This window comes from Marinicella rhabdoformis (genome assembly GCF_009671245.1).
GTDB classification, from domain to species: Bacteria; Pseudomonadota; Gammaproteobacteria; order Xanthomonadales; family Marinicellaceae; genus Marinicella; species Marinicella rhabdoformis.
Genome location: NZ_VTFS01000008.1, coordinates 129985 through 152573 on the forward strand (window position 1 = coordinate 129985; position 22589 = coordinate 152573).

The window sequence follows — 22589 nt, forward strand, 5'->3', positions numbered from 1 at the left end:
ACTGGAAGCTAAATTAATTAGCATGTTTTTGATTATATGAAAATTGAGAAATCTGAAGGAAAAATTATGAACACTAAGAACACTGAATATTTAAAAGCTTTAAGGTTTAACTGGCTTACGAAACATTACGACACTATAGTTTCACTGACAACCAGAGAAGCTTTATTTAAGAAAAAATTAATTGAACAATCTGATTTAATAGATGGTGATGAAGTTTTGGATGTAGGCTCTGGGACTGGAACATTGGCAATAATGCTTAAACAAAGCAATCCTAATTTAATGGTCACAGGTGTTGATGGAGATGCAAAGATTATCTCATTGGCTCAAAAAAAAACAAATGATAAAAATATTCAAATATCCTTCAAGCAAGGTTTGTCTTTTGATTTACCATTTTCAAAGAGTGCTTTTAATTCATGCTTTTCAAGTTTATTTTTCCATCACTTAACAGATGAAAATAAACTGAAAACTTTCAATGAAATATTTCGAGTTCTGAAGAATGGTGGGCAGCTGCATGTTGCTGATTGGGGTAAGCCGAAAAATATTTTTATGCGATTGCTCTTTTATCCTATCCAATTTCTTGATGGCTTTGAAACGACAAGTTCGAATATCAAAGGTATCCTGCCAAAATTAATGGAAGATTCTGGTTTTATAGAAATAAAAATTGAACAGGAAATATCAACTATGTTTGGTACCATGACTTTGTACAGTGCAGAAAAGCCAATTAGCCCTGCAACTTAATTAAAATATTAAACCTAGAATAGTTTCATATGGTATAAATAATCCCAGTAAGGTTTTTTTTATTCTACTTCTTTTGAAGAGACTTAATAATCCCACAATCACCAACTTTTTGATTATTCGAGCAGGAGTCAGTAAGTGCTTCTAATTGTGTTTTCAGGTGTCTAAGTTCCTTCATTTTAATTTTAACCATCTTGACTTGATCATTGATGAGCTCGTTCACTTCTTCACATGCGGCATTGGGATTGTCTCGGAGCACATTAATTCGCTTGATGTCACTCAGCGATAGATCCAGGTGGCGACAATGCTTGATAAATTCCAGTTGATCAATAACTTTTGAGTCATATACCCTGAAGTTACCTTCTGTTCTGCCTGCTGATTTAATGAGGTTTTGAGTTTCGTAGTAACGAATGGTTTGAACGGAAAGGTCGGTTTTTTTAGATAATTGCCCGATTTTCATATTTTACTCTTGACTCTATAGTGGCTATAGATATTAAACTGCACGCTTGATAAAAACAAGTACATTCAAATGTCAGATTCTTGCGGTAACAGTTGTAACAATACAGCGCAAAGTACAGATCAAGTCACAAAGGTTCCTGATCATGGGTTGGTCAGTACTTTTGAAGTGACCAAAATGGACTGTCCATCTGAGGAAAGTATGATTCGCATGGCGCTGGAGAATTGTCAGTCTTTAAAAGCCATGGACTTTGATATTCCTGGAAGAAGGTTAAAGGTCTACCATGAAAATGGAATCGAAGAAATTCAACAAAAGCTTACAAATTTGAATCTGGGAGCCAGCCTACTTGAGACCCAACAAATTGATTCTGAAGCGCTAACGGATGCCATCAGAAATGCCAGTTTAGAAGACAGTAAAGAGTTTAAGGTCCTTCTTTGGTTGCTGATAATTAATGCAGTGATGTTTGTTATCGAATTTGTGGTTGGTGTTATAGCGCAATCCACAGGGTTGCTTGCCGACTCTCTTGATATGTTTGCAGATGCTGCTGTTTATGCTACTGCAATTTATGCCGTTGGTAAAAGCGATCAATTGAAACTCAAAGCTGCACACCTGTCTGGTTGGTTACAGGTGTTGTTAGGCTTAGGTGCGTTATTAGAGGTCTTGAGGCGATTTATTTATGGCAGTGATCCAGTTTCAACTCTAATGATTGGAATGGGATTGATTGCTTTAGTGGCCAATGTGACATGTTTAATGTTAATAGCAAAGAAAAAAGATTCCGGTGCTCACATGAAAGCCAGCTGGATATTTTCAGCCAATGATGTCATAGCCAATACTGGCGTAATTTTAGCTGGCGTGCTGGTGATGATAACAGGTTCTGCCTTACCCGATTTAATCATTGGTTTAGTCATCGTTGCTTTTGTATTAAATGGTGCCAGGCGAATCTTGCAAATCAAGTCCTGAAGCATGAACTGTAACTAACTTGAACAAACTGATAGAATATAGGTCTTAAATAAAAATGACACAAAGACACTTAAATTTAATGCGTTTTAAACCAATCATATTTCTGTTTGTAATGGCTGTATCTTTTCAGTCCATTGCTGCTGTGTCTGATGTTCACCAATCACACCAATCAGGTGCTGAGCATTTAGAGTTTGAACATGAGCATGAAGGTGATGCCAATTTAACGCCTCAAAAAGAATTGAGTTCATTTGACTGTCATCATTGCTGTCATTGTCATGGAGTTTCTTGTCATTATTTAGACAACAAACAGATTGGCTATACGTCTTTCTTTGGAACTTCAGGTTTGATAGAAAGTAGTACCTTATTTACATCCAGAACCTCACCTCCCAATTTCCGACCTCCGATTGTATAAAGATTAATCGTGTAATTTAACCAAACGATTTATTGTTTGGTAGATTTTATTAATTTTAACAATTGGAAACCTTATGAATAACAAACCGATTAGGTGCTTGATATTGCTTTGCCTTGTGGCAATTGCTGCATCGGGTACAGTTGTTGCCAAAGAAAATAAAGTAAACATTTCTTGGTTAACAGCACAAATAAAAAAACACCCCCAAGTAAAGGCTGCTAAAGAAGTCTTAAATGCTCAATTGTATGAGGCTGATGGCTTAGATAAAGCTCTGTACAACCCTGAACTTTCTTCAGATTTTGGCAAAGAGGGGGCTGAAAAGACTTATACCTTGGGTATTAATCAGACCATAGATTTTACCAATAAAAGGAAATCAAAAAGACAACAAGCTGTCTTTGCTCGCATCAGCGCACAAAAGAATTACGAACTGTTGTTACAGGATAAAATGGCTCAAGCACTTAATGCTTTAGTTACATGGGAAGCAAATTTAAAGCGCTCTGAGTTGGTGGGCCAACAAGAAAAACAAATAGAAGATTTATTAGAAATAATAAAGCGACGCATAAATAGTGGTGACTTAGGTGAGCTTGATGCTGAACTGACTTACCTTAGTCTTTCTAAACTTTTTGGTGAAACAGCTCGAATGCAAGCTCAACTCAGGCGTGCTGAAGCTGATCTCAAAGAGCTGTTACCAGATTGGCAGAACAACACTGTTGACATTCCTCTAAATAATTGGGATACAAATACTCAACGAAATTATGATGATCTAATTGATCAACATCCTATGGTGCAAGTAGCTAAATCGCAATGGGAAGTGGCAATGTTAACAGCTGAAGTCGCAAAGAAAGAGAAAAAAGCAGATCCTACAATTGGGTTAGAAGCTGGAAAACTTGGTAGCGAAGATGTGTTGTCTCTTACTTTTTCTATGCCGTTATATTTTCGCAACAATTTCAGCTCACAATACAAAGCTGCAAACCAACAAGCCAACGCTGCTGAATCCAATTATCTTGCTGCAATTAGAAAACAACAGTTTGCAATAGAGGCTTCAAAATTAGCATTGAATGAATATCGAAATCGCTATCAAAAATGGCAAACTTTAATGCACGGCCGCGCTGAAAACAGTGAAAGTTTATTACAAAAACAATGGAATGTCGGTGACATCAGCACCACCCAATACCTATTGACATTACAACAAAGAACCGAAGGCTTGTTAGCAGGAATTGAACTGGAACAGGAGTATCAATTCGCTCTGATTCAATTATTACTAGATACTGCGCAACTTTATTCAACTCAAGAAACAACTGAGATATCAAAATGAACAATATATTTAAAATAGCTGTATTCAGCTTATTAGCAATGCTATCGATGAAACCTGGTTATATACAAGCACAACAACATAATCACGAACAAAGCTCAAGTAAAGATCATAATCAAGAAAAAGAGCATATTCATGATGAGGCTGAAACCGATGAACATGAAGGTGAACACGAAGATGAACACGGAGATGAACACGAAGATGAACACGGAGATGAACACGGAGATGAACACGGAGATGAACATGGGGATGAACACGGAGATGAACATGGGGATGAAGCTAGTAGTGTTACATTAACTAAAGAACAGCAAAGACTAGTAAACATCAAAATTGAATCTCTTAGCTTACGAAATCTTGATTACAATATTTACGCTCCAGGTGAAATCCAAGCCAACGGCTATACTAGTTATTTGGTATCACCTCGTGTTGATTCAGTAGTAATGAAACGTCATAAGGCTTTAGGTGATCATATTCAAAAAGGTGATGAACTTGTAACATTGTTTAGTGAATCAGTTGCTGAAGCTCAAGCCACTCTAAAAATAGCATCAGCTGAATGGCAAAGAGTTAGCCAACTAGGACGAAAAGTCGTTGGTGATAACCGCTATATCACTACTAAAAACGACTATGAACTTGCCAAAGCACGTTTAATGGCATTTGGCTTATCTGGAAAATTGATCAATCAATCAACAAGCTCTCTTGGTGAATACACATTGAATGCAAAAATTGATGGTGCTATTTTGTCTGATGATTTCCAACAAGGACAAAGGGTTGAAGCCGGTCATGCATTAATGTTAGTCAGTGACGAATCACAATTATGGGTCGAGGCCAGAGTTCAAGCATCAGTGCAATTAAATTTGCCGGTAGGAACATTAGCACAAGTCAAGGTCGGTGATCGATTTTATCCAGCAGAAGTTTCTCAAGAAGCTCATACCATTGATGAAAATACACGTACACGTGTAATACGTTTGTTAATTAATAATCCAAAAGATTCTTTACACCCTGGTGAGTTTGCTGATGTTTATTTTAACGTATCAACTAAAAAGGCTGTTACTGCTGTTCCAGAAAATGCCTTAATGCGTACAGCAGATGGTGATTGGGCCGTTTTTGTTGAAACCGAAAGAAACCAATTTGCAGCTCAAGAAGTTGAATTGGGACGTGTTTTAGGTGATTTTTATGAAATATTTGGCTTGGATGTTGGCACAAAAGTTGTGACTCAAGGTGCTTTCTTTGTAGCCTCAGAATCTGCTAAAGGCGGATTTGATCCGCATAATCATTAACCTTTCTTCGTCATTTCTGTGAAAGCAGGAATCAAATAGAACAAGAAATTTAACGGAGAAAAAATATGTTAAATAAAATAATAGATTGGTCGGTTAAAAATCGACTATTAGTGGTATTGGCTCTGATTGGAATGCTAGCATTTGCTGCATCATTTATCCCAAGGCTAAATTTAGATGCTTTTCCTGATGTGACTAATATTCAGGTTTCAATTAATACTGAGGCACCAGGGTTAGCATCAGAAGAAGTCGAGCAATTAATAACCTTTCCCATTGAGGCGGTGATGTATGCCTTACCAGATGTTCAGGAGGTTCGTTCAATCTCAAAAACTGGTTTATCGGGAATTACAGTTGTCTTTAAAGAAGGTACTGATATCTACTTCGCCAGACAACTAGTATTTGAACGTTTACAATCTGCCAAAGAATTAATACCTGAGGGCGTAGGTACACCTGAAATGGGACCCAATACATCTGGTTTAGGTCAAGTTTATCAATACTACCTCAAAGCTGATGAGGATTCAAATATAGGTATCATGGAACTACGTTCCTTGAATGACTGGGTGGTAAAACTTCTGTTAATGCCTGTAGATGGTGTGACAGATGTCTTGTCATTTGGTGGACAAGTAAAACAATATCAAGTTAACCTGAATCCGTCACGCTTATTATCCTATGGATTAACGCAAAAAGAAGTCATAGATGCATTAGAAGATAACAACACCAATGCTGGTGGCTGGTATATGGATCGTGGTCAAGAACAGTTAGTTATTCGAGGGGTAGGATGGTTGAGTTCTGGTGATGATGGTTTAAGTGAATTAAAACAAGTCCCATTGAAAACAGTTGATGGAACAGTAGTCACAGTGGCTGATGTATCATCTGTTGAGTTTGGAAGCGAAATTCGTCAAGGTGCTGTTACCTTCACTGAACGTACCAAAAATAATGGTTCTCAACATTTTGGAGAGGTAGTTTCAGGCATTATCTTAAAGCGCATGGGAGCCAATACAAAGGTAACCATCGATGGGATTAAAGATCGTATCCCTTTAATTCAACAAGCTTTACCAGAAGGAGTGACATTTGAACAAATATATGATCAGTCGGACTTGATTGAAAAAGCAGTATCAACAGTTTCAAAAGCATTAACCCAAGCATTTATCTTTATAGTTATTGTTTTGGTATTGTTTTTACTCAACGTCCGTTCTGTTATGTTAGTTCTAATTTCAATACCATTATCTGTGGGTATGGCATTAACAGTTATGTCTTATAACGGGCTATCTGCTAACCTTATGTCATTAGGAGGTTTAGCTGTTGCTATAGGAATGATGGTAGATGGTTCAGTAGTCATGATGGAGAATATATTCAAACATTTAACCCACCAGGATGATTATCATGATGAGCAAAATACTAAATCTGAGTCAAATGAGAATACAGCATTAATCCAGTCTAACAACAATGCAACCGTTGCTTTACGCATACAGTTAGCTGCCAGGGAAGTAGCAAAACCTATTTTCTATGCAGTATCTATAATCATGGTTGTTTTTGCACCATTATTTAGTTTAGAAGGTGTTGAAGGAAAGTTATTCCAACCAATGGCGGTGAGTATTATGATCGCAATGGCTGCATCTTTTCTAATATCAATCATTGTGGTTCCAGCATTGGCCAGTTATTTTTTTAGAAAAGAAGTAAAAACTAAGACTAGTCCTATTATCAAAGTTTTAGAAAAGGCCTATCGATTTGTACTTGAAAAGGCCATGAAAATTAAATTTGTTACTATTGCAATTGCAGTTGTATTGCTCATATCTACGCTGCTATTACTATCCCGATTGGGAACTGAATTTGTTCCTGAATTAGAAGAGGGCACTATTAATCTACGCGTCACATTAGCTCCATCTGCTAGTTTAGATACAGCAATAGAAGTTGCTCCAAAATTAGAAAAAATGATCTTGGAGTTCCCTGAAGTAACCTATGCCATGAGTCGAATTGGGCGTGCTGAAATTGGTGGTGATCCTGAGCCAGTGAGTAATATTGAAATATACATTGGACTTAAACCAGTTAGTGAATGGAGTAGTGCAGATAGTAGACAAGACTTACAATTGTTAATGGAAAAAAGATTAGAATCAATTCCAGGTTTATTATTTAACTTTTCTCAACCCATAGCTACCAGAGTCGATGAATTGTTATCAGGTGTGAAAGCTCAACTGGCAATGAAGTTATTTGGTTCAGATCTTGATGTATTGGCAAGTAAAGGCCAAGAAATCGTCAATGCAGTTCAATCTGTGAATGGTGCACGAGATGTGGCAATGGAACCAATTGCAGGTGAATCACAACTAGTAGTCAAACCCAATCGTAGACAATTATCTCGCTATGGTTTGTCAGTTGGTGATTTAATGAAAGTGGTCAGAGATGGTATCGGTGGTAGAGGTGCTGGTCAAATTATTAATGGTAATGAACGCTATGATATATATGTACGTCTAGGTGCTCAATTCCGTAAAAATCAATTTTCAATAGCTGACCTTAGGTTACAATCTCCAACTGGTGCATGGGTACGGTTAGGAGAAGTGGCAGACATTAGTATTGATTCTGGTCCACCACAAGTTAGAAGAGATGATGTCCAGCGCAGAGTGGTTATTCAAGCAAATGTGCAAGGCCGTGATATGGGCTCTGTAGTAAAAGACATTCGTGCAGCTATTTCCAGCCAAGTAGATTTACCTACAGGCTATACAGTTGATATAGGTGGGCAATTTGAAAATCAAGAACGAGCTCAAAAAAGATTGATGATCGTTGTACCAATATCTATCGGCCTTATAGCTTTATTGCTTTATTTTGCTTTTAATTCAGTTGGCCAAGCGGCTCTAATTTTAGTTAATTTACCCCTAGCTATGATAGGTGGAATATTTGCCTTGTGGGTTTCAGGTCAATATTTATCAGTTCCAAGCTCAATAGGTTTTATTACACTTTTTGGTGTTGCCGTACTTAATGGAGTTGTTATGGTTGAAGCCATTAATTTGCGAATTAAAAATACTAAGGAGAAATTAAGCAAAGCCATTTTTGATGGTGCAGTTTCAAGACTAAGACCTGTTTTAATGACGGCTATAACTTCAGCCTTAGGTTTAATTCCTATGTTAATGTCAGATGGTATTGGTTCTGAAATTCAACGACCATTAGCAACTGTTATTGTCGGTGGTTTAGTAACAGCTACATTCTTAACTTTATTTGTTTTACCTGTTTTATTTGCTTGGTTTTCAAAAGGAAAAATCAAACAATTAAAACAGCATCAGTAATTAAGGAGAATAAAATTGAAAAATCAAATAGAACATTCATCTCATGATCACTCAACTCATGAAGGACATAATCATGATAATAATGGAGGGAATTATATTCCCTCAATTGTTTCTCTTTCACTACTGCTATTAGGTTTAGCATTTGAACACATATTCAAATTTAGCTTTTTTCAAGGTTGGGTTATGGTTACTTGGTACATCGCAGCCTATTTACCAGTGGCTCTCCCAGTAATAAAAGAAACTATCAAGGCACTCAAGAAAGGAGAGGTTTTTACAGAGTTTTTCCTCATGAGTGTTGCAACCATTGGTGCCATGTTTATTGGGCAATATCCAGAAGGGGTTGCAGTGATGCTGTTTTATGCTATAGGGGAGTTGTTTCAAAACGCTGCTGTTAATCGGGCCAAGAAAAACATCACAGCTTTACTGGATGTGAGGCCTAAAACTGCGCATGTGCTTATAAATAGCAACTATGAGACAGTTAATCCTGAATCTGTCAAGGTTGGAGATAGCATTCAAGTTAAGGTGGGTGAGAAAGTACCTCTTGATGGAAAGTTAATTTCTGATAAGGCCAGCTTGAATGCAGCTGCAATTACTGGCGAGAGTAAACCACAAAGTTTAACAAAAGCTGAAAATGTTCTGGCAGGTTCAATTAATCTTGAGTCAGTTATTGAGGTTGAGGTTGAAAAGCTATACAACGATTCATCTGTTGCCAAAATACTTAATCTGGTTCAAAACGCAACCGCTAAAAAAGCCAAGACAGAATTATTGATCAGACGGCTTGCTAAGATCTACACGCCAATTGTTGTTTATTTGGCCATTGCAATCTGCATTCTTCCTTACTTCTTTGTTGAAACCTATCAGTTTCAGGACTGGCTATACAGGGCATTGGTATTCTTAGTGATTTCCTGTCCATGTGCATTGGTGATATCTATACCACTTGGGTACTTTGGCGGGCTGGGAGCAGCTTCTAAAAATGGCATTCTGTTTAAAGGTGCCACTTTCATGGACACCTTGACGCAAGTAAATACATTAGTCATGGACAAAACAGGAACAGTGACCAAAGGAACATTCAAAGTCAAACAGATCAGTATCTCAAATGATATGACTGAGGATGAATTCATGAGTTATGTTTTGTCGCTTGAAAAAACATCAACCCATCCAATTGCCAAAGCCATCATGCAATATGAAAATACCGGTGATATTTTTGATGCCAATGATGTTAATGAAATAGCTGGTAAAGGGCTTAAAGGAGTTGTGAAGAATAAGACAGTGTTAGCCGGCAATAAAAAATTGCTGGATCAATTTAACATCAAAACACCTGGTGATATTGAATCCATAGTTGATAGTATTGTTTTGGTTGCAATTGATGGTGATTATGCAGGCTTTGTAACCATATCGGATGAATTAAAAGAAGATGCCAATCAAACTATTTTGGCAATCAGGAATTTAGGCATCAATGAAATTGTCATGCTTTCAGGTGACAAAGATTCAATCACACAAAAAATTGCTGGCGAATTATCAATCAGTCAAGCCAGAGGTGGCTTACTTCCTGAGGATAAATTAAATCATGTAGAAAAGCTCAAAGAAGATTCAACAAAGGTCATTGCATTCATGGGTGATGGGATTAACGATGCACCGGTGTTAGCAGCCAGTCACTTAGGTATCGCTATGGGGGCCAATGGCAGCGATGTGGCTATAGAAACAGCTGACATGATCATTCAGACAGACCAACCCTCAAAATTTGTCACGGGCTTTAATATCAGTAAATCCACTCAAGGAGTCATCTGGCAGAATATCATTCTGGCATTTGGTGTAAAAGTGCTTGTATTGATATTGGGTGCAGCTGGTTTGGCAACATTGTGGCAAGCCGTTTTTGCTGATGTTGGTGTGGCATTATTGGCAATACTAAATGCAGTCAGACTACAGAAGATGAAGTGGTAATTTTCAGCACTGAAAAGCCGTCTTTGGGCGGCTTGTTATTAACATAATAGTCAATAATTTAAAAAGCTGTTGACTCTATAGTAACTATAGATACTAAAATACGAATAGTTATCATTACCAAATTAAAACTGAGTTATAAATGTCAAAAATAAACAACATAATTGATTTTCAAAAATACCATCAAAAAAGAATCTTAAATTTTAATCCAGCATTATTCTTCATTTTTTTATTACTCTGTTTTAGCAAATCAGCTTTTTCAAATACACCTTTGAACGAAATACGACAAATGATTCAGCTAGCTGAATACATTGGAGTCGATTACACCGAAGCTGTTAAAAATGGAACTGTTGCTAGTGATGAAGAATATCTGGAAATGGTTGAGTTTTCTTCATTATTGGTCGAAAAAAGTCATAAATATTCAGAAACTAGCCCAGAGTTTAAAGCCATTTTTCAATATGCCAACTCATTAAAATTAGCCATAGAACTTAAGGGTGATTATCCAGATATACAAAATCTAAGCTTAAAGATTCACTCAATTTTACTTACATTAATGCCTGCTACATCTTTACCGATTCAGTTGTTACCTAAATCTAATGTCAAAGCCCTATACCAGGAAACCTGTTCAAATTGTCATGGGCCCAGCGGTGGAGGCAATGGACAGATGGCAAAGAACCTCACACCTGCACCAACTGATTTTACCGACAAAACACGTGCGTTAAATAGATCAGTTCTAGGTCTATATGAATCTATCAGCAATGGAATTTCGGACACTTCCATGCCACCTTTCAAACAATTAAAAGAAGAAGAAATATGGTCCTTAGCATTTTATGTTGGAAGCCTGGCATTCAAATCGGTTGAGAAACCATCAAATTCGACCAATCTGACAGAAATTTCATTGGCTCAATTAACTTATCAGACTCCAAACCAGTTAAATTCAACTTTCCCTAAAGTTTACCATTCTAACGTTGAATATCTTCGAGGAAATCCAAGCTATTTATTCGACGTTGAATCCACGCCATTTTCAATCACCAGAGAAAAGTTAAAAGGAGCCTTGAATGCGTATGCACTAAATGATTATCAAATGGCCAGTAACCTAACAGTCAGTGCATATCTCGATGGGTTTGAACTTATAGAAAATAGTATTGATGCTCAGGATAATGAACTCAGAAAAAGAATTGAAGCCAATATGATGCTCCTCAGGCAACTGTCCAAGACATCTGATAATGAAAAAAAATTTAAAGAAACACATGACAATACACTACAACTTTTAGATGAAGCAGAATATCTAATCTATGAATCAAAGATTTCTAATGTAACTTTGTTTAGTTCCAGCCTCATAATATTGCTTCGAGAAGGACTTGAAGCGTTATTGGTTGTGCTTGCTTTAACTACAGTACTGATAAAAACTTCCAGAAAAGATGCTATTAAGTATGTTCACATTGGGTGGATCAGTGCGCTGTTTGCAGGAGTTGGTACTTGGCTTTTAGCACAATCATTCATTTCCATAAGTGGTGCAAACCGAGAAATAATGGAAGGGTTTGCAGCTCTTCTTGCTGCCACAGTACTATTCTATGTTGGTGTTTGGATGCACAGTAAAACCCATGCTAATAATTGGCAGGCATATATAAAGAATAATGTTGATAATAAATTGAAGTCTGGTACTTTATGGGGGCTGACTGGATTAGCTTTTATTGCAGTATATCGTGAAGTATTCGAAACAGTTCTATTTTATCAAGCTTTATTGACTCAAGCAGTTGTAAACCAACATTCTATGATTTTTGGCGGTTTTATAACAGGAGTTATTGTACTGGTCATTGTCTCCTGGGTATTGATACGTTATTCGGTCAAATTGCCTATATCTACATTCTTTTCAATTACCACTTATTTATTACTGGCGTTGTCATTTATTTTGACTGGGAAAGCAATAATGGCTTTACAAGAAGCTGCAGTGATTGGAATATCCCCTCTGCCTGTTACTTTTGAAATTGATTGGGTCGGTATAAAGTCAACCTGGCAAGGTGTTTTGGCTCAATCCAGTGTCCTGTTGTTGTTTATTATATTTATGCTAACTTCAAGAGGTAAAAAACTAAAACAATTAGCTAAAGATTGACTGCAGATTATCATTTCGAATATTTTTCATAATGGTTTAAAAGAGGTGATTTAATGGAAACCAAAGACAAAAATTATATAAAAGCATTAAGGTTTAATTGGTTAACAAAGTACTACGATCAAATTGTATCTTTAACTACCAGAGAATCTTTTTTTAAGAAAAAATTAATAAAACAATCTGTTTTGAGTGACGGTGATATTGTTTTAGATATCGGTTCTGGAACTGGCACATTAGCTATTTTGATTAAAAAAGATAATCCAGAAACGCAAGTGTTTGGTGTTGATGGTGATGAAAACATTCTCTCAATAGCCAGAAAAAAAGCAAAAGATAAGGAGGTTCAAATTACTTTCAAGAGAGGGTTGTCATTTGATTTGCCATTTTCAGAGAATCATTTTGACTGTTGTTTCTCGAGCCTTTTCTTTCATCATTTATCTGATGAAAACAAATTGAAATCATTTCAAGAAATCCATCGAGTATTAAAAAATGATGGGAAACTCCATGTTGCTGATTGGGGTAAGCCATCAAATTTTTTAATGCGCTTACTATTTTTCCCAATACAAGTTTTAGATGGATTTAAAACAACAAGTAGCAATGTTCAAGGTATCTTGCCTCTTTTAATGGAACAATCAGGTTTTATTGAAGTAAAGATTGAAAAGGAGATTTCAACTATGTTTGGCACAATGACATTATACAGTGCAAGTAAGAAAGGGTAGTCAAGTATGAATCACTCAGAAACTTTCAATCTTGAAAGTTGGCAACATAGCCATGATTTTTCTCATAATAACTTAAAGGGAGAGAAGCGAATTAGGTATGTGCTCACCCTAACAACGGCAACGATATTGGTTCAGATTTTAGCTGGCGTGCTGGTGATGTTGACAGGTTCAGCCATTCCGGATTTAGTCATTGGTTTAGTCATCGTTGCTTTTATATAAAGGGCACCAGGCGAATCTTACAATTAAAATCATGAAAAAAATTAAAACAACACGACCCTTTAGGAGTAGGATATTCATAGTTTTGACCATTCTAGTTGCTTCTTATTCAGCTGCTGAAAATGTAGAAACTGCTCTTGGAAGCCCAGATGCACCAGTTACAATAATTGAGTATGGTTCTTTAACCTGTGGTTATTGCATAAAATTTCACAAGGAAGTGATGCCACTTATAAAATCTCGTCATATCGATTCAGGACATGTTCGTTTTATCTTTCGGGACTTTCCAACCAGCAAGAAAGCAATTCGTGGAGCAGTTGCGGCTCGCTGTGCAGGTGATCAATACTATGAAATATTAGAACTCCTTTTTGAAAATGTGGGAAGTTGGTTTAGAGCAAGTAAGCCAGATTCAGAAATGATTGAGTTGGCCATTACTATTGGGCTTGATGATGAGCGGTTTAAAGCTTGCTTAAGTGACCCCAAAAACACTGAAGCTGTTAAAGAAGCACAGAGGCAGTCAACAGAAGAATATGGTGTAATTGCTACCCCAACTTTTCTTATTAATAACAATGTTGTAAACGGCTTTCAAGATATAAATCAGATGGAAATGATCATTGAGCATACATTGGAAATAACTCGTAAAAACAACAGTGATAATAATGAAACTCCATGATTTAAAGTTAAATAATGATTTATGCAATGAAATGCACCGTGAATACTGGTATGTCGATTCTTTTTCTGCTGGTAAAGCAGATTGAATTTATAGGTACCAGTCGAATTTTAAAAACAAGTCCTGAAGCATGAACTGTAACTAACTTGAACAAACTGATAGAATATAGGTCTTAAATGAAAATGACACATAGACACTTTAATTTAATGCGTTACAAACCACTCATTATTCTGCTTGTAATGGCTGTATCTTTTCAGTCCATTGCTGCTGTGTCTGATGTTCACCAATCACACCAATCAGGTGCTGAGCATCTAGAATTTGAACATGAGCATGAAGGTGATGCCAATTTAACGCCTATAGATGAACTGAGTTCATTTGATTGTCACCATTGTTGTCATTGTCACGGTGGCCATGTCTCATCCATGCTTCCACCATCTTTTAGCTTGGCATATTTAGAATTAAACCAAGCCATTTATATTTCAGAACATTCATTTACAAGTAATCTCGCATCCAGGCTTCTTCGGCCGCCCAAAGCCTAAATCTTATTGAAATCACAATTTGGATTGCAGCCACTATGTGGGCATGTATTTCAAATGCATATTAATTTTTAGATTTAGGAAATTTATCATGACGTACTTTAATAAGAACATGCCACCTGGCGTGTTTAAATGGCGTGGAGCCAATAAATGGTTGTTGATGGTGTTATTAATATCATCAAACCAACTGACTGCCAAAGATATCAACTTGGCAACAGCCATCAATTTGATGTTGGAGCAGAATCCATCACTTCAGATATTTGAGTTGAGAAAGCGCTCACTTGAAGGAGCACAATACACAGCTGACTTGAACCCAGAAATAGAAATGGGTTTAGAGGCCGAGAACTTTTTAGGAAGCAATCCGTACACAGCTTTTGATCAAAGTGAATTGACAGTCTCAGTTTCATCAATTATTGAACTGGGCGGAAAGAAAGGTGCCCGAAAAAACTTTGTATCAACAAAGTATGGCATTCTTGATGCGCAAAGGGGAATTAAATCATTGGATCTCATTTCTGAGTTAACCAGTTCTTTTATTGGTGCATTGGCCACACAGGAGAGGATAAAACTTGCTGAAGATTCAGTGCGATTAAGCGAGGATATCTACGAGTCTGTCAAGCGCAAAGCCGATGCAGGAGCCATCAGCGATGTTGAGGTCAAACGATCATTTGCCTCACTTAAACAAGCACAGTTAACCCTTAAAGCTGAACAAAGCAAACTTGAACGACAAAGTGTCAACTTGAGTTTATATTGGTCTGAAAAGCAACCTCGGTTCAGTCAATTATCTGGTGAGCTGTTTGATTTCGGAAAGGTTAAAGACATTGATGTGCTCTTTAAAAACCTTGAGAAATCGAATTTAATCCAAGTTCTGACAATGAACCAGCGATTGGCAGAGTCTAGGTTGGCAGTAGTTCAGGCTGAATCCAAAGCAGATGTTAATTGGTCTTTGGGTGTTCGCAGGTTTGAAGAAAGCAATGATGCAGCGCTGACAGCTGGATTCAGTATTCCGCTTTTCAAAAGAAAAAGAAATAAAGGTGAGTTGATGGAAGTTGAGGCTGAAATTGATGCATCCCGTTCTGAACAACGAATTGCTTTGCTTGAATTGTATGGCCAGGTCAATGAATTTTATTCATTGAGGCAAGCTGCCATCGAAAAATTCAACGCCCTTGAAAATGAAATCATTCCAGCATTAGCACATGCACTTGAGTTAACTAAAGAGGCATACTTTGATGGTAGATATGGTTATCTCGAGTATTCAGCTGCCAGAGCTGACTTAATCCAATCTAAAAAGTCATTGATTGATACTGCCCAAAGTATCTTGAATTACGGTGTTCAACTGGAGCAAATCACAGCTGAGCCCATTTACACCGAAACCCAACAAATCCAAGGAGGTGACTCATGATGTCAATTCTTTTTAAATCATCCATCGTTATTGTATTTTTATCCTTTTCTCTAATGACTCATGCATCCGGTGATCTTGATGATCATGAAGAGCAGCAAATGGTGATGATAGATGATCATATCGCAGAAAAATCAATGATAGAAATTGCCATTGCCTCATCTGGCATCATCAACGAACAACTTAAAGTATATGGGAAAACCGTTAATGACCCAAGTCAAGTCAGTCACATCAGAGCCAGATTCCCAGGAACAGTGGTTGATGTTAATGTTCAAATTGGTGATGCGGTAAAAGTAGGTGAAACCCTGGCCTTTGTAGAATCAAACGAGAGCCTTAAAAAATACCCAATCAAAGCACTGATGCCCGGTGTCGTGGTTGCCAGGCATGCCAACCCGGGAGAAATGGCGCTTGATCAAGTGCTCTTCACCTTAGCTAATTTTGAAAAAATCTGGGTTGAATTACAAGTATTCCCAGGCCAACTAAATCAAATCATCAGTGGCCAAGAGGTTTTAGTATCCGGATCCGATCAAACCATTAGTTCGACTATTAGGCACATCATTCCCTCACAGGATGAAAAGCCATATTCCACAGCCAGGGTGCTGATTGATAACCAATCACGCGATTGGACTACCGGTCTTTTGGTTTCGGGACAAGTGAGTGTCAGATCCACACAAGCAGACATAGTCGTACCATCCAAAGCCATACAAGACATTGATGATGAATCTGTGGTTTTTGTTAAAACTGGCAATACATATACAGCTCATGTGGTCGAGACTGGTCGAACCGATGGAAAGTTCACTGAAATTCTCTCAGGCCTTCACTTAGGTGATGTTTATGTCTCTGAAAACAGTTATCTGATTAAGGCTGATTTAGAAAAATCTGGCGCATCGCACGATCACTGAAGGAGAATAAAATGATTGAATCAATTATTAAAGCCTCTATAAATAGGCGTTGGCTTGTTATGGCTGGTGTTTTGCTTTTGATAGGTGCGGGTTTATGGAATTATCAAAAACTGCCGATTGACGCAGTGCCTGATATCACCAATGTCCAAGTACAAATCAATACGGAAGCACCCGGATTTTCACCGCTTGAATCTGAACAGCGAATTACTTACCCAGTTGAAACCGCTTTGGCTGGTATTCCAAAACTTTCCTACACAAGATCACTTTCACGTTATGGGCTTTCTCAAGTCACTGTGGTTTTTGAGGAAGGTACTGATCTGTACTTTGCCAGAAACCTCATCAATGAACGGTTGGGGGCCATCAAGAGCGTACTGCCTGCAGGGTTGGAGCCAGAGATGGGCCCTGTGGCCACTGGTCTTGGTGAAATCTTCATGTACACAGTAGAGGCCAAAGAAGGTTTTCTGCAGGAGGATGGGACCCCCATCGACTCAATTGAACTTCGTGAAATTCAGGACTGGATCATCAAACCACAGCTATCACTGGTGCCAGGAGTGACTGAAGTCAACAGTATTGGTGGCTATAACAAACAGTATCATGTGAACCCCAGTCCTGAAAAGATGTTGAGTTATGAGATTTCATTTGAGGACATAAGTGAAGCACTTGAGTTAAACAATTCCAATGTCGGTGCGGGTTATGTTGAAACCAATGGCCAACAAATATTGATCCGGTCACCAGGCCAATTGAAAACCATCGGTGACATTGAAGATGTGGTGGTGAAGAACATTGACCATGCGCCCATTAAAATCAAGGACATTGCTGAAGTCGGTATTGGTAAGGAACTACGCACCGGTGCGGCCACCCAAGGTGGCGAAGAAACAGTGCTGGGTACGGCCATGATGTTGGTTGGTGAAAACTCAAGAGCTGTTGCACAGGCTGTTGCTAAGAAGATCGACGAGATTAAGAGCACTTTACCTGAAGGGGTTGTGATTGATTCTGTTTATGATCGAACCACCTTGGTAGACAAAGCCATATGGACAGTACAAACGAACTTGACGGAAGGGGCTTTATTGGTCATTGTTATTTTGTTTCTGCTTCTGGGTAACTTCAAGGCAGCATTGATCACAGCTGCAGTCATTCCCTTAGCCATGTTAGCCACCATCAGCGGCATGGTTGAGGCTGGTGTTTCAGCCAATTTAATGAGTTTGGGTGCTTTGGACTTTGGTTTGATTGTTGATGGTGCAGTGATCATCATCGAGAACTCCATCAGGAGGCTCTCAGAGGCCCAGAAAGAAAAAGGGCTGTTACCATTGAAAGAAAGGTTGGAGGTTGTTTTCAGTGCAACCAATGAAGTTATCAGGCCCAGTTTGTTTGGTGTGATCATCATTACGGTTGTTTATATTCCGCTGTTTTCCTTAACTGGTGTGGAAGGTAAGATGTTTCACCCAATGGCATCAACCGTGGTGATGGCACTGCTATCTGCTTTGGTGCTTTCATTTACCTTTATCCCTGCAGCGATTGCCATATTTATGAATGGCAAAGTCAGTGAGAAAGAAAGCTTCATCATTCGTGGCGCTAAATCCATATATCAACCCTTGTTAAAAGCAGCCATTAAATTACGTTGGTTGGTTTTGGTTGGTGCCATGGCATTGGTCAGTTTCGCTGGATGGTTAGCAACCACACTGGGTTCTGAATTCATCCCAGAACTTAATGAGGGTGATATAGCCATGCATGCCATGCGGATACCTGGTACAGGATTAGAGCAAGCCATCCAGATGCAAAAAGTATTGGAGGAAAGGATTTTAGAATTTCCACAGGTTGCAAAAGTGTTTGCCAAAATTGGTACACCTGAAGTGGCAACCGATCCTATGCCACCTAATGTTGCGGATAATTTCATTATGCTCAATCCCAGAAACCAGTGGCCAGATCCAACTTTGACCCAAGGTGAACTGGTTGAGCAAATTGAAGCTGCGGTGCGTGAACTTCCGGGTAATAATTATGAATTCACTCAACCCATCCAGATGCGCTTCAATGAACTTATTTCTGGTGTCAGAGCCGATTTGGGCATTAAGGTGTTTGGTGATAACTTGGACCAACTGCTCGAATCAAGCAATGAAATACTTGAAGTCATCGAGCAGATCAATGGTGTAGCTGATGCGAGGGTAGAACAAGTTACAGGCTTACCGATGCTTTCTGTAATACCTGATCGTGTTTCGTTATCACGCTATGGTATCAATGTTGCTGATGTTCAACATGTCATTCAAACCGCTATCGGTGGACAAGGAGCTGGAACCATATATGAAGGGGATAGGCGCTTTGAAATTATGGTTCGATTAGATGAGTCGTTGCGGCGTGATTTGAGTCGCTTATCTGAGCTTCCTGTGCCTTTAAATGATGGTAGTTACGTGCCATTAAGTGAGGTTGCCCAGTTGATCCTGGCACCTGCACCCAATCAGGTCAGTCGTGAAAATGGTAAACGTCGTGTGGTGGTTACTGCCAATGTCAGAGATAGGGACTTAGGTTCTTTTGTTGATGAGGCGAAAACCAAAATTGCATCGATGGTGAAATTACCTGCCGGCTACTGGCTGGATTATGGTGGTACCTTTGAACAATTGGAATCTGCCAGTCAAAGACTTTCTATTGTTGTACCCATCACACTGATCATTATTTTTGGCCTGCTTATTATGGCTTTCAGTTCTATTAAAGATGCATTGATCATTTTTACCGGCGTTCCATTGGCACTTACCGGTGGTGTGATCTCATTGTGGTTAAGGGGCATGCCATTTTCAATTTCAGCAGGAGTTGGCTTCATTGCCTTATCAGGCGTGGCTGTTCTCAATGGTTTAGTGATGCTCTCATTCATCAAAGATTTGTGGGAAAAGACAGGTGACCTATACCATTCGGTGATCAAAGGGGCGATGACACGCTTGCGTCCAGTTCTAATGACTGCACTGGTTGCAAGCTTGGGATTTGTGCCAATGGCCTTGAACACCGGTACTGGGGCTGAAGTTCAGCGACCTTTAGCTACTGTTGTCATTGGCGGCATCATTTCATCCACTATTTTGACGCTGTTTATCTTGCCAATTTTATATAAATTGGTTCACGGGTCGTCTAAGTAAAACGAAAACATACTTGGTTCAGCTCATCATCGTTTTGAGCCAGGTATGAATTTACATTGAATCTATCAAAATAACTCTTGAGACCGTACTTAAGTACGTAGTTTATAATCACTGATCAGAATCAAAAAAGAGACAATCTGATGAGTGACGGTATAGAAACAAATTTTCAAGCGCATGGCTCTTTGAAGCCACCTGGTCCAATTGGTAGACTTGTGAGGTTCTTACTCTCAGGTGGTTGTTTGTATTATGTTTGGCAACTGGTAAGTCTCTGGAGTTTTTGGGTAGACGCTGAAAAACTGTTCTCTAATGCTTCCATATGGGTCCCAATACTTTTTGCTCTGTATTTGGCTCCGTATGTCATCAATATTGGCTGGAGGATCAATACCAAACGGTTGTCTCAATATGTGATTATCTTAGTCAGCGCAGGCCTGATTGCTTTAAGTTATTTCAGTAATCAAAGTATCAACAGTTATGCCCTGAATTTATTCACCATTATCTGGGTAATCTATATATTCACTCATTTAGGCATTTCCTTTTTAGTGGCAGCCATCATCTCAACACCAGGCTGCGAAATGAGGGCATTGCCTCACTTATGGTCTATTATCACCGGACACAAAGTATATGAGCATGTATGCCCAGGACCATTGCATAGAATTGATCTGTGGGAGCAAAAACTCAATGAGCAATAGTCATGGGTTAACCATCGGGAAACTGGCTAAGCAAGCTGGAGTCAATGTAGAAACCATTCGATATTATCAGCGGATAGATTTGATCAATGAGCCTTCCAAACCCATATCAGGGTTTAGAAAATATGATTCCAATTTAGTCAGTACCATAAAATTCATCAAGCGTGCACAACAACTTGGTTTTGTCCTTGCAGAGATCAAGGAACTTTTGAATCTCGGTGAGGGTAATTGTCATGATGTCAAAGAACTGGCGATTGCTAAAAGACAAAAAATCATTCATCAGCTGAAAGATTTAAACGCCATGAAAAAAGAACTGGATGGTTTGATTGATGCCTGTGAAAAAACAGAAGACACCCCAAACTGTGCTCTGATTGACTCTTTAGCAAAATCACCTTGACTCTGGGGCTAGCTACGGAGTTTAAAATCAACCACTTTTATAAAAGAATAAATCCATGATCTCGAACAAAAGAACCATTCTGACAGCGACATTGGCCGCAATAGGAGCCAGTGCTTGTTGTATTGGTCCACTGCTGTTACTTAGTATGGGTATCAGTGGAACATGGATCAGTTCATTAACTGCAATGGAGCCATACAGTCCTATATTTGCTGGGATAACGATTATCTTATTGTGTTGGGCATTTTATAGACTCTACATCACTCCAGAACAATGTGATGATGGCAAACTATGTGCTGACAAGAGGGTTTTGCGAAATCAAAGAGTTATATTCTGGGTTATTTGCTGCATACTAATCAGCATGATTACTTTCCAATATTATGCTGAATATATTATCGATTAAATCATCAGGAGTTTGAAAAAAATGAAGCAACTAAAATTATTATTAAGCATGGCTTCCATCTGCATGTTGCTATTAACAACCAATGCTTTGGCCACCAACCAAGTAGTCAAACTATCGATTGAAAACATGACTTGTAAGATGTGTGATATTACGGTCAGAAAAGCGTTTGAAAAAGTTGATGGAGTCACAGAAGCTACTGTGGATTATGAGACTAAAACCGCACAGGTCACATTCAATCCAGAAAAAACCACTGTAACAAAAATAGAGGAAGCCTCTACAATGGCTGGATATCCGGCAAAATTAATCATAGAGTGAATCCATGCAGTCAGAACCAATCCTTAATTCAACCATCACTTGTCCACATTGCAAGGAATCAAAAGCTGAAACCATGCCAACAGATGCATGCCAATGGTTTTATGAATGTTCATTCTGCAACACAGTGCTAGAACCTAACAAGGGTGATTGCTGTGTATATTGCTCATTTGGAACTATTAAGTGCCCACCAATTCAAGTGGGCAGTTCATGTTGTAGTAACGGTGAATTAATATTTGAATGATCAATTAGCTAGCACCATCATTCTTTTATGCTGTGTAAATGCAATTGATATTCAGGAGGAGTTTGTTTTTCAGGGTTTTCTGCTACTTCTAATTCTCTCAGTAGGTATCCTATGAGCGCTTTTCTGGTTTTCATGCTTCTGAATGCCGCCCCTTTGAAAAGCTCATCTCTGACTAATATTTCTTGATCAGGGGTTAACATCGGGTGCGGTTTTATTATTAAATTCACATGAGTGTCCCATTCTAAGTCTTTAGGTATATCCAATGCTTTTGAAGCGGGCTTGATGGATTTAATCCTTGCTAAATTAAAGTCACGATACTCTGAAGTCATTTCATCAAAGGCTCTAATATGCCACCTTCTTCCCGCATAAACAAAATTTTTAGGATGAACTATGTAATGGTCTAATAAACTCGGACATATTCTTAGCCTATATAATACAAGAAACAGAGGTTAAAAAATGTCAAAGAAGCAAAGATTATCATTTACGGTTGAACAACGTCGTGATTATGCGAAGTTGATGGTTGAAGAAGGC

General features: G+C 38.4%; 22 protein-coding genes. 20 read left to right on the forward strand and 2 right to left on the reverse strand.

What is annotated here, in order from left to right; genetic code table 11:
* Positions 1-66: 66 nt before the first annotated feature.
* Positions 67-738, forward strand: a complete 672-nt coding sequence (locus tag FET73_RS14640; RefSeq protein ID WP_179952319.1) for a class I SAM-dependent methyltransferase — start codon at positions 67-69, stop codon at positions 736-738.
* 64 nt (positions 739-802) lie between these two features.
* On the opposite strand, the gene FET73_RS14645 is transcribed toward FET73_RS14640, so the two are convergent.
* Positions 803-1195 carry a Cd(II)/Pb(II)-responsive transcriptional regulator gene (locus tag FET73_RS14645; RefSeq protein ID WP_154224709.1) on the reverse strand — a complete coding sequence of 131 codons (393 nt, stop codon included), beginning with the start codon at positions 1193-1195 and terminating at the stop codon, positions 803-805.
* 69 nt (positions 1196-1264) lie between these two features.
* On the opposite strand from FET73_RS14645, the gene FET73_RS14650 reads away from it, so the two are divergent.
* The 19 genes from FET73_RS14650 to FET73_RS15425 all read left to right on the forward strand — a co-directional run bounded on the left by FET73_RS14650 (position 1265) and on the right by FET73_RS15425 (position 22058).
* On the forward strand, positions 1265-2152 hold the full coding sequence (locus tag FET73_RS14650; RefSeq protein ID WP_154224710.1) for a cation efflux transmembrane domain-containing protein: 888 nt from the start codon (positions 1265-1267) through the stop codon (positions 2150-2152).
* A 112-nt stretch (positions 2153-2264) separates the two neighbouring features.
* Positions 2265-2564 (forward strand): hypothetical protein, encoded by a 300-nt coding sequence (locus FET73_RS14655; RefSeq protein ID WP_154224711.1) that lies wholly within the window; start codon positions 2265-2267, stop codon positions 2562-2564.
* Positions 2565-2637: 73 nt separating this feature from the next.
* On the forward strand, positions 2638-3876 hold the full coding sequence (locus FET73_RS14660) for a TolC family protein (protein ID WP_154224712.1): 1239 nt from the start codon (positions 2638-2640) through the stop codon (positions 3874-3876).
* Entirely contained in the window at positions 3873-5150 is a 1278-nt protein-coding gene (locus tag FET73_RS14665; RefSeq protein ID WP_154224713.1) for an efflux RND transporter periplasmic adaptor subunit, read from the forward strand. Before FET73_RS14660 ends, FET73_RS14665 begins: the two co-directional genes overlap by 4 nt.
* A gap of 65 nt (positions 5151-5215) precedes the next feature.
* Positions 5216-8422 carry an efflux RND transporter permease subunit gene (locus FET73_RS14670; RefSeq protein ID WP_154224714.1) on the forward strand — a complete coding sequence of 1069 codons (3207 nt, stop codon included), beginning with the start codon at positions 5216-5218 and terminating at the stop codon, positions 8420-8422.
* 183 nt (positions 8423-8605) lie between these two features.
* Positions 8606-10363, forward strand: coding sequence for a heavy metal translocating P-type ATPase (locus tag FET73_RS14675; protein WP_218944364.1), 1758 nt, complete (start codon positions 8606-8608; stop codon positions 10361-10363).
* Positions 10364-10502: 139 nt separating this feature from the next.
* On the forward strand, positions 10503-12473 hold the full coding sequence (locus tag FET73_RS14680; RefSeq protein ID WP_154224716.1) for a cytochrome c/FTR1 family iron permease: 1971 nt from the start codon (positions 10503-10505) through the stop codon (positions 12471-12473).
* 53 nt (positions 12474-12526) lie between these two features.
* Entirely contained in the window at positions 12527-13186 is a 660-nt protein-coding gene (locus FET73_RS14685) for a class I SAM-dependent methyltransferase (protein ID WP_154224717.1), read from the forward strand.
* A gap of 6 nt (positions 13187-13192) precedes the next feature.
* The gene (locus tag FET73_RS14690; RefSeq protein WP_154224718.1) at positions 13193-13405 is read left to right on the forward strand and encodes a hypothetical protein; all 213 of its coding nucleotides are present in this window, start codon (positions 13193-13195) and stop codon (positions 13403-13405) included.
* Between the two features lie 31 nt (positions 13406-13436).
* Entirely contained in the window at positions 13437-14072 is a 636-nt protein-coding gene (locus FET73_RS14695; protein ID WP_154224719.1) for a DsbA family protein, read from the forward strand.
* Positions 14073-14308: 236 nt separating this feature from the next.
* Positions 14309-14608: a hypothetical protein gene (locus tag FET73_RS14700; RefSeq protein ID WP_154224720.1), complete on the forward strand. Its 300-nt coding sequence runs from the start codon at positions 14309-14311 to the stop codon at positions 14606-14608.
* An 88-nt stretch (positions 14609-14696) separates the two neighbouring features.
* On the forward strand, positions 14697-16004 hold the full coding sequence (locus FET73_RS14705) for a TolC family protein (protein ID WP_179952320.1): 1308 nt from the start codon (positions 14697-14699) through the stop codon (positions 16002-16004).
* A complete protein-coding gene (locus tag FET73_RS14710; protein ID WP_154224722.1) occupies positions 16001-16903 on the forward strand; it encodes an efflux RND transporter periplasmic adaptor subunit in 903 nt (300 codons plus the stop codon). Before FET73_RS14705 ends, FET73_RS14710 begins: the two co-directional genes overlap by 4 nt.
* Positions 16904-16914: 11 nt before the next feature.
* The gene (locus FET73_RS14715) at positions 16915-20019 is read left to right on the forward strand and encodes an efflux RND transporter permease subunit (RefSeq protein ID WP_154224723.1); all 3105 of its coding nucleotides are present in this window, start codon (positions 16915-16917) and stop codon (positions 20017-20019) included.
* A 140-nt stretch (positions 20020-20159) separates the two neighbouring features.
* Positions 20160-20708 carry a hypothetical protein gene (locus FET73_RS14720; protein ID WP_154224724.1) on the forward strand — a complete coding sequence of 183 codons (549 nt, stop codon included), beginning with the start codon at positions 20160-20162 and terminating at the stop codon, positions 20706-20708.
* Positions 20698-21102: a MerR family transcriptional regulator gene (locus FET73_RS14725; protein ID WP_154224725.1), complete on the forward strand. Its 405-nt coding sequence runs from the start codon at positions 20698-20700 to the stop codon at positions 21100-21102. Before FET73_RS14720 ends, FET73_RS14725 begins: the two co-directional genes overlap by 11 nt.
* A gap of 55 nt (positions 21103-21157) precedes the next feature.
* Positions 21158-21502 (forward strand): mercuric transporter MerT family protein, encoded by a 345-nt coding sequence (locus FET73_RS14730; RefSeq protein ID WP_154224726.1) that lies wholly within the window; start codon positions 21158-21160, stop codon positions 21500-21502.
* A gap of 21 nt (positions 21503-21523) precedes the next feature.
* Complete coding sequence (locus FET73_RS14735) at positions 21524-21817, forward strand: cation transporter (protein ID WP_154224727.1); 294 nt, start codon at positions 21524-21526, stop codon at positions 21815-21817.
* A 4-nt stretch (positions 21818-21821) separates the two neighbouring features.
* On the forward strand, positions 21822-22058 hold the full coding sequence (locus FET73_RS15425) for a GDCCVxC domain-containing (seleno)protein (protein WP_281347672.1): 237 nt from the start codon (positions 21822-21824) through the stop codon (positions 22056-22058).
* A gap of 17 nt (positions 22059-22075) precedes the next feature.
* On the opposite strand, the gene FET73_RS14740 is transcribed toward FET73_RS15425, so the two are convergent.
* Positions 22076-22504 (reverse strand): BrxR family transcriptional regulator, encoded by a 429-nt coding sequence (locus tag FET73_RS14740; protein WP_343032297.1) that lies wholly within the window; start codon positions 22502-22504, stop codon positions 22076-22078.
* Positions 22505-22589: the final 85 nt, after the last annotated feature.

What these genes read in the sequence shown, in the direction of transcription:
- FET73_RS14640 (WP_179952319.1), top strand. Translation starts at nt 67, where the DNA reads ATGAACACTAAGAACACTGAATATTTAAAAGCTTTAAGGTTTAACTGG.
- FET73_RS14645 (WP_154224709.1), bottom strand. Translation starts at nt 1,195, where the DNA reads ATGAAAATCGGGCAATTATCTAAAAAAACCGACCTTTCCGTTCAAACC.
- FET73_RS14650 (WP_154224710.1), top strand. Translation starts at nt 1,265, where the DNA reads ATGTCAGATTCTTGCGGTAACAGTTGTAACAATACAGCGCAAAGTACA.
- FET73_RS14655 (WP_154224711.1), top strand. Translation starts at nt 2,265, where the DNA reads ATGGCTGTATCTTTTCAGTCCATTGCTGCTGTGTCTGATGTTCACCAA.
- FET73_RS14660 (WP_154224712.1), top strand. Translation starts at nt 2,638, where the DNA reads ATGAATAACAAACCGATTAGGTGCTTGATATTGCTTTGCCTTGTGGCA.
- FET73_RS14665 (WP_154224713.1), top strand. Translation starts at nt 3,873, where the DNA reads ATGAACAATATATTTAAAATAGCTGTATTCAGCTTATTAGCAATGCTA.
- FET73_RS14670 (WP_154224714.1), top strand. Translation starts at nt 5,216, where the DNA reads ATGTTAAATAAAATAATAGATTGGTCGGTTAAAAATCGACTATTAGTG.
- FET73_RS14675 (WP_218944364.1), top strand. Translation starts at nt 8,606, where the DNA reads ATGGTTACTTGGTACATCGCAGCCTATTTACCAGTGGCTCTCCCAGTA.
- FET73_RS14680 (WP_154224716.1), top strand. Translation starts at nt 10,503, where the DNA reads ATGTCAAAAATAAACAACATAATTGATTTTCAAAAATACCATCAAAAA.
- FET73_RS14685 (WP_154224717.1), top strand. Translation starts at nt 12,527, where the DNA reads ATGGAAACCAAAGACAAAAATTATATAAAAGCATTAAGGTTTAATTGG.
- FET73_RS14690 (WP_154224718.1), top strand. Translation starts at nt 13,193, where the DNA reads ATGAATCACTCAGAAACTTTCAATCTTGAAAGTTGGCAACATAGCCAT.
- FET73_RS14695 (WP_154224719.1), top strand. Translation starts at nt 13,437, where the DNA reads ATGAAAAAAATTAAAACAACACGACCCTTTAGGAGTAGGATATTCATA.
- FET73_RS14700 (WP_154224720.1), top strand. Translation starts at nt 14,309, where the DNA reads ATGGCTGTATCTTTTCAGTCCATTGCTGCTGTGTCTGATGTTCACCAA.
- FET73_RS14705 (WP_179952320.1), top strand. Translation starts at nt 14,697, where the DNA reads ATGACGTACTTTAATAAGAACATGCCACCTGGCGTGTTTAAATGGCGT.
- FET73_RS14710 (WP_154224722.1), top strand. Translation starts at nt 16,001, where the DNA reads ATGATGTCAATTCTTTTTAAATCATCCATCGTTATTGTATTTTTATCC.
- FET73_RS14715 (WP_154224723.1), top strand. Translation starts at nt 16,915, where the DNA reads ATGATTGAATCAATTATTAAAGCCTCTATAAATAGGCGTTGGCTTGTT.
- FET73_RS14720 (WP_154224724.1), top strand. Translation starts at nt 20,160, where the DNA reads ATGAGTGACGGTATAGAAACAAATTTTCAAGCGCATGGCTCTTTGAAG.
- FET73_RS14725 (WP_154224725.1), top strand. Translation starts at nt 20,698, where the DNA reads ATGAGCAATAGTCATGGGTTAACCATCGGGAAACTGGCTAAGCAAGCT.
- FET73_RS14730 (WP_154224726.1), top strand. Translation starts at nt 21,158, where the DNA reads ATGATCTCGAACAAAAGAACCATTCTGACAGCGACATTGGCCGCAATA.
- FET73_RS14735 (WP_154224727.1), top strand. Translation starts at nt 21,524, where the DNA reads ATGAAGCAACTAAAATTATTATTAAGCATGGCTTCCATCTGCATGTTG.
- FET73_RS15425 (WP_281347672.1), top strand. Translation starts at nt 21,822, where the DNA reads ATGCAGTCAGAACCAATCCTTAATTCAACCATCACTTGTCCACATTGC.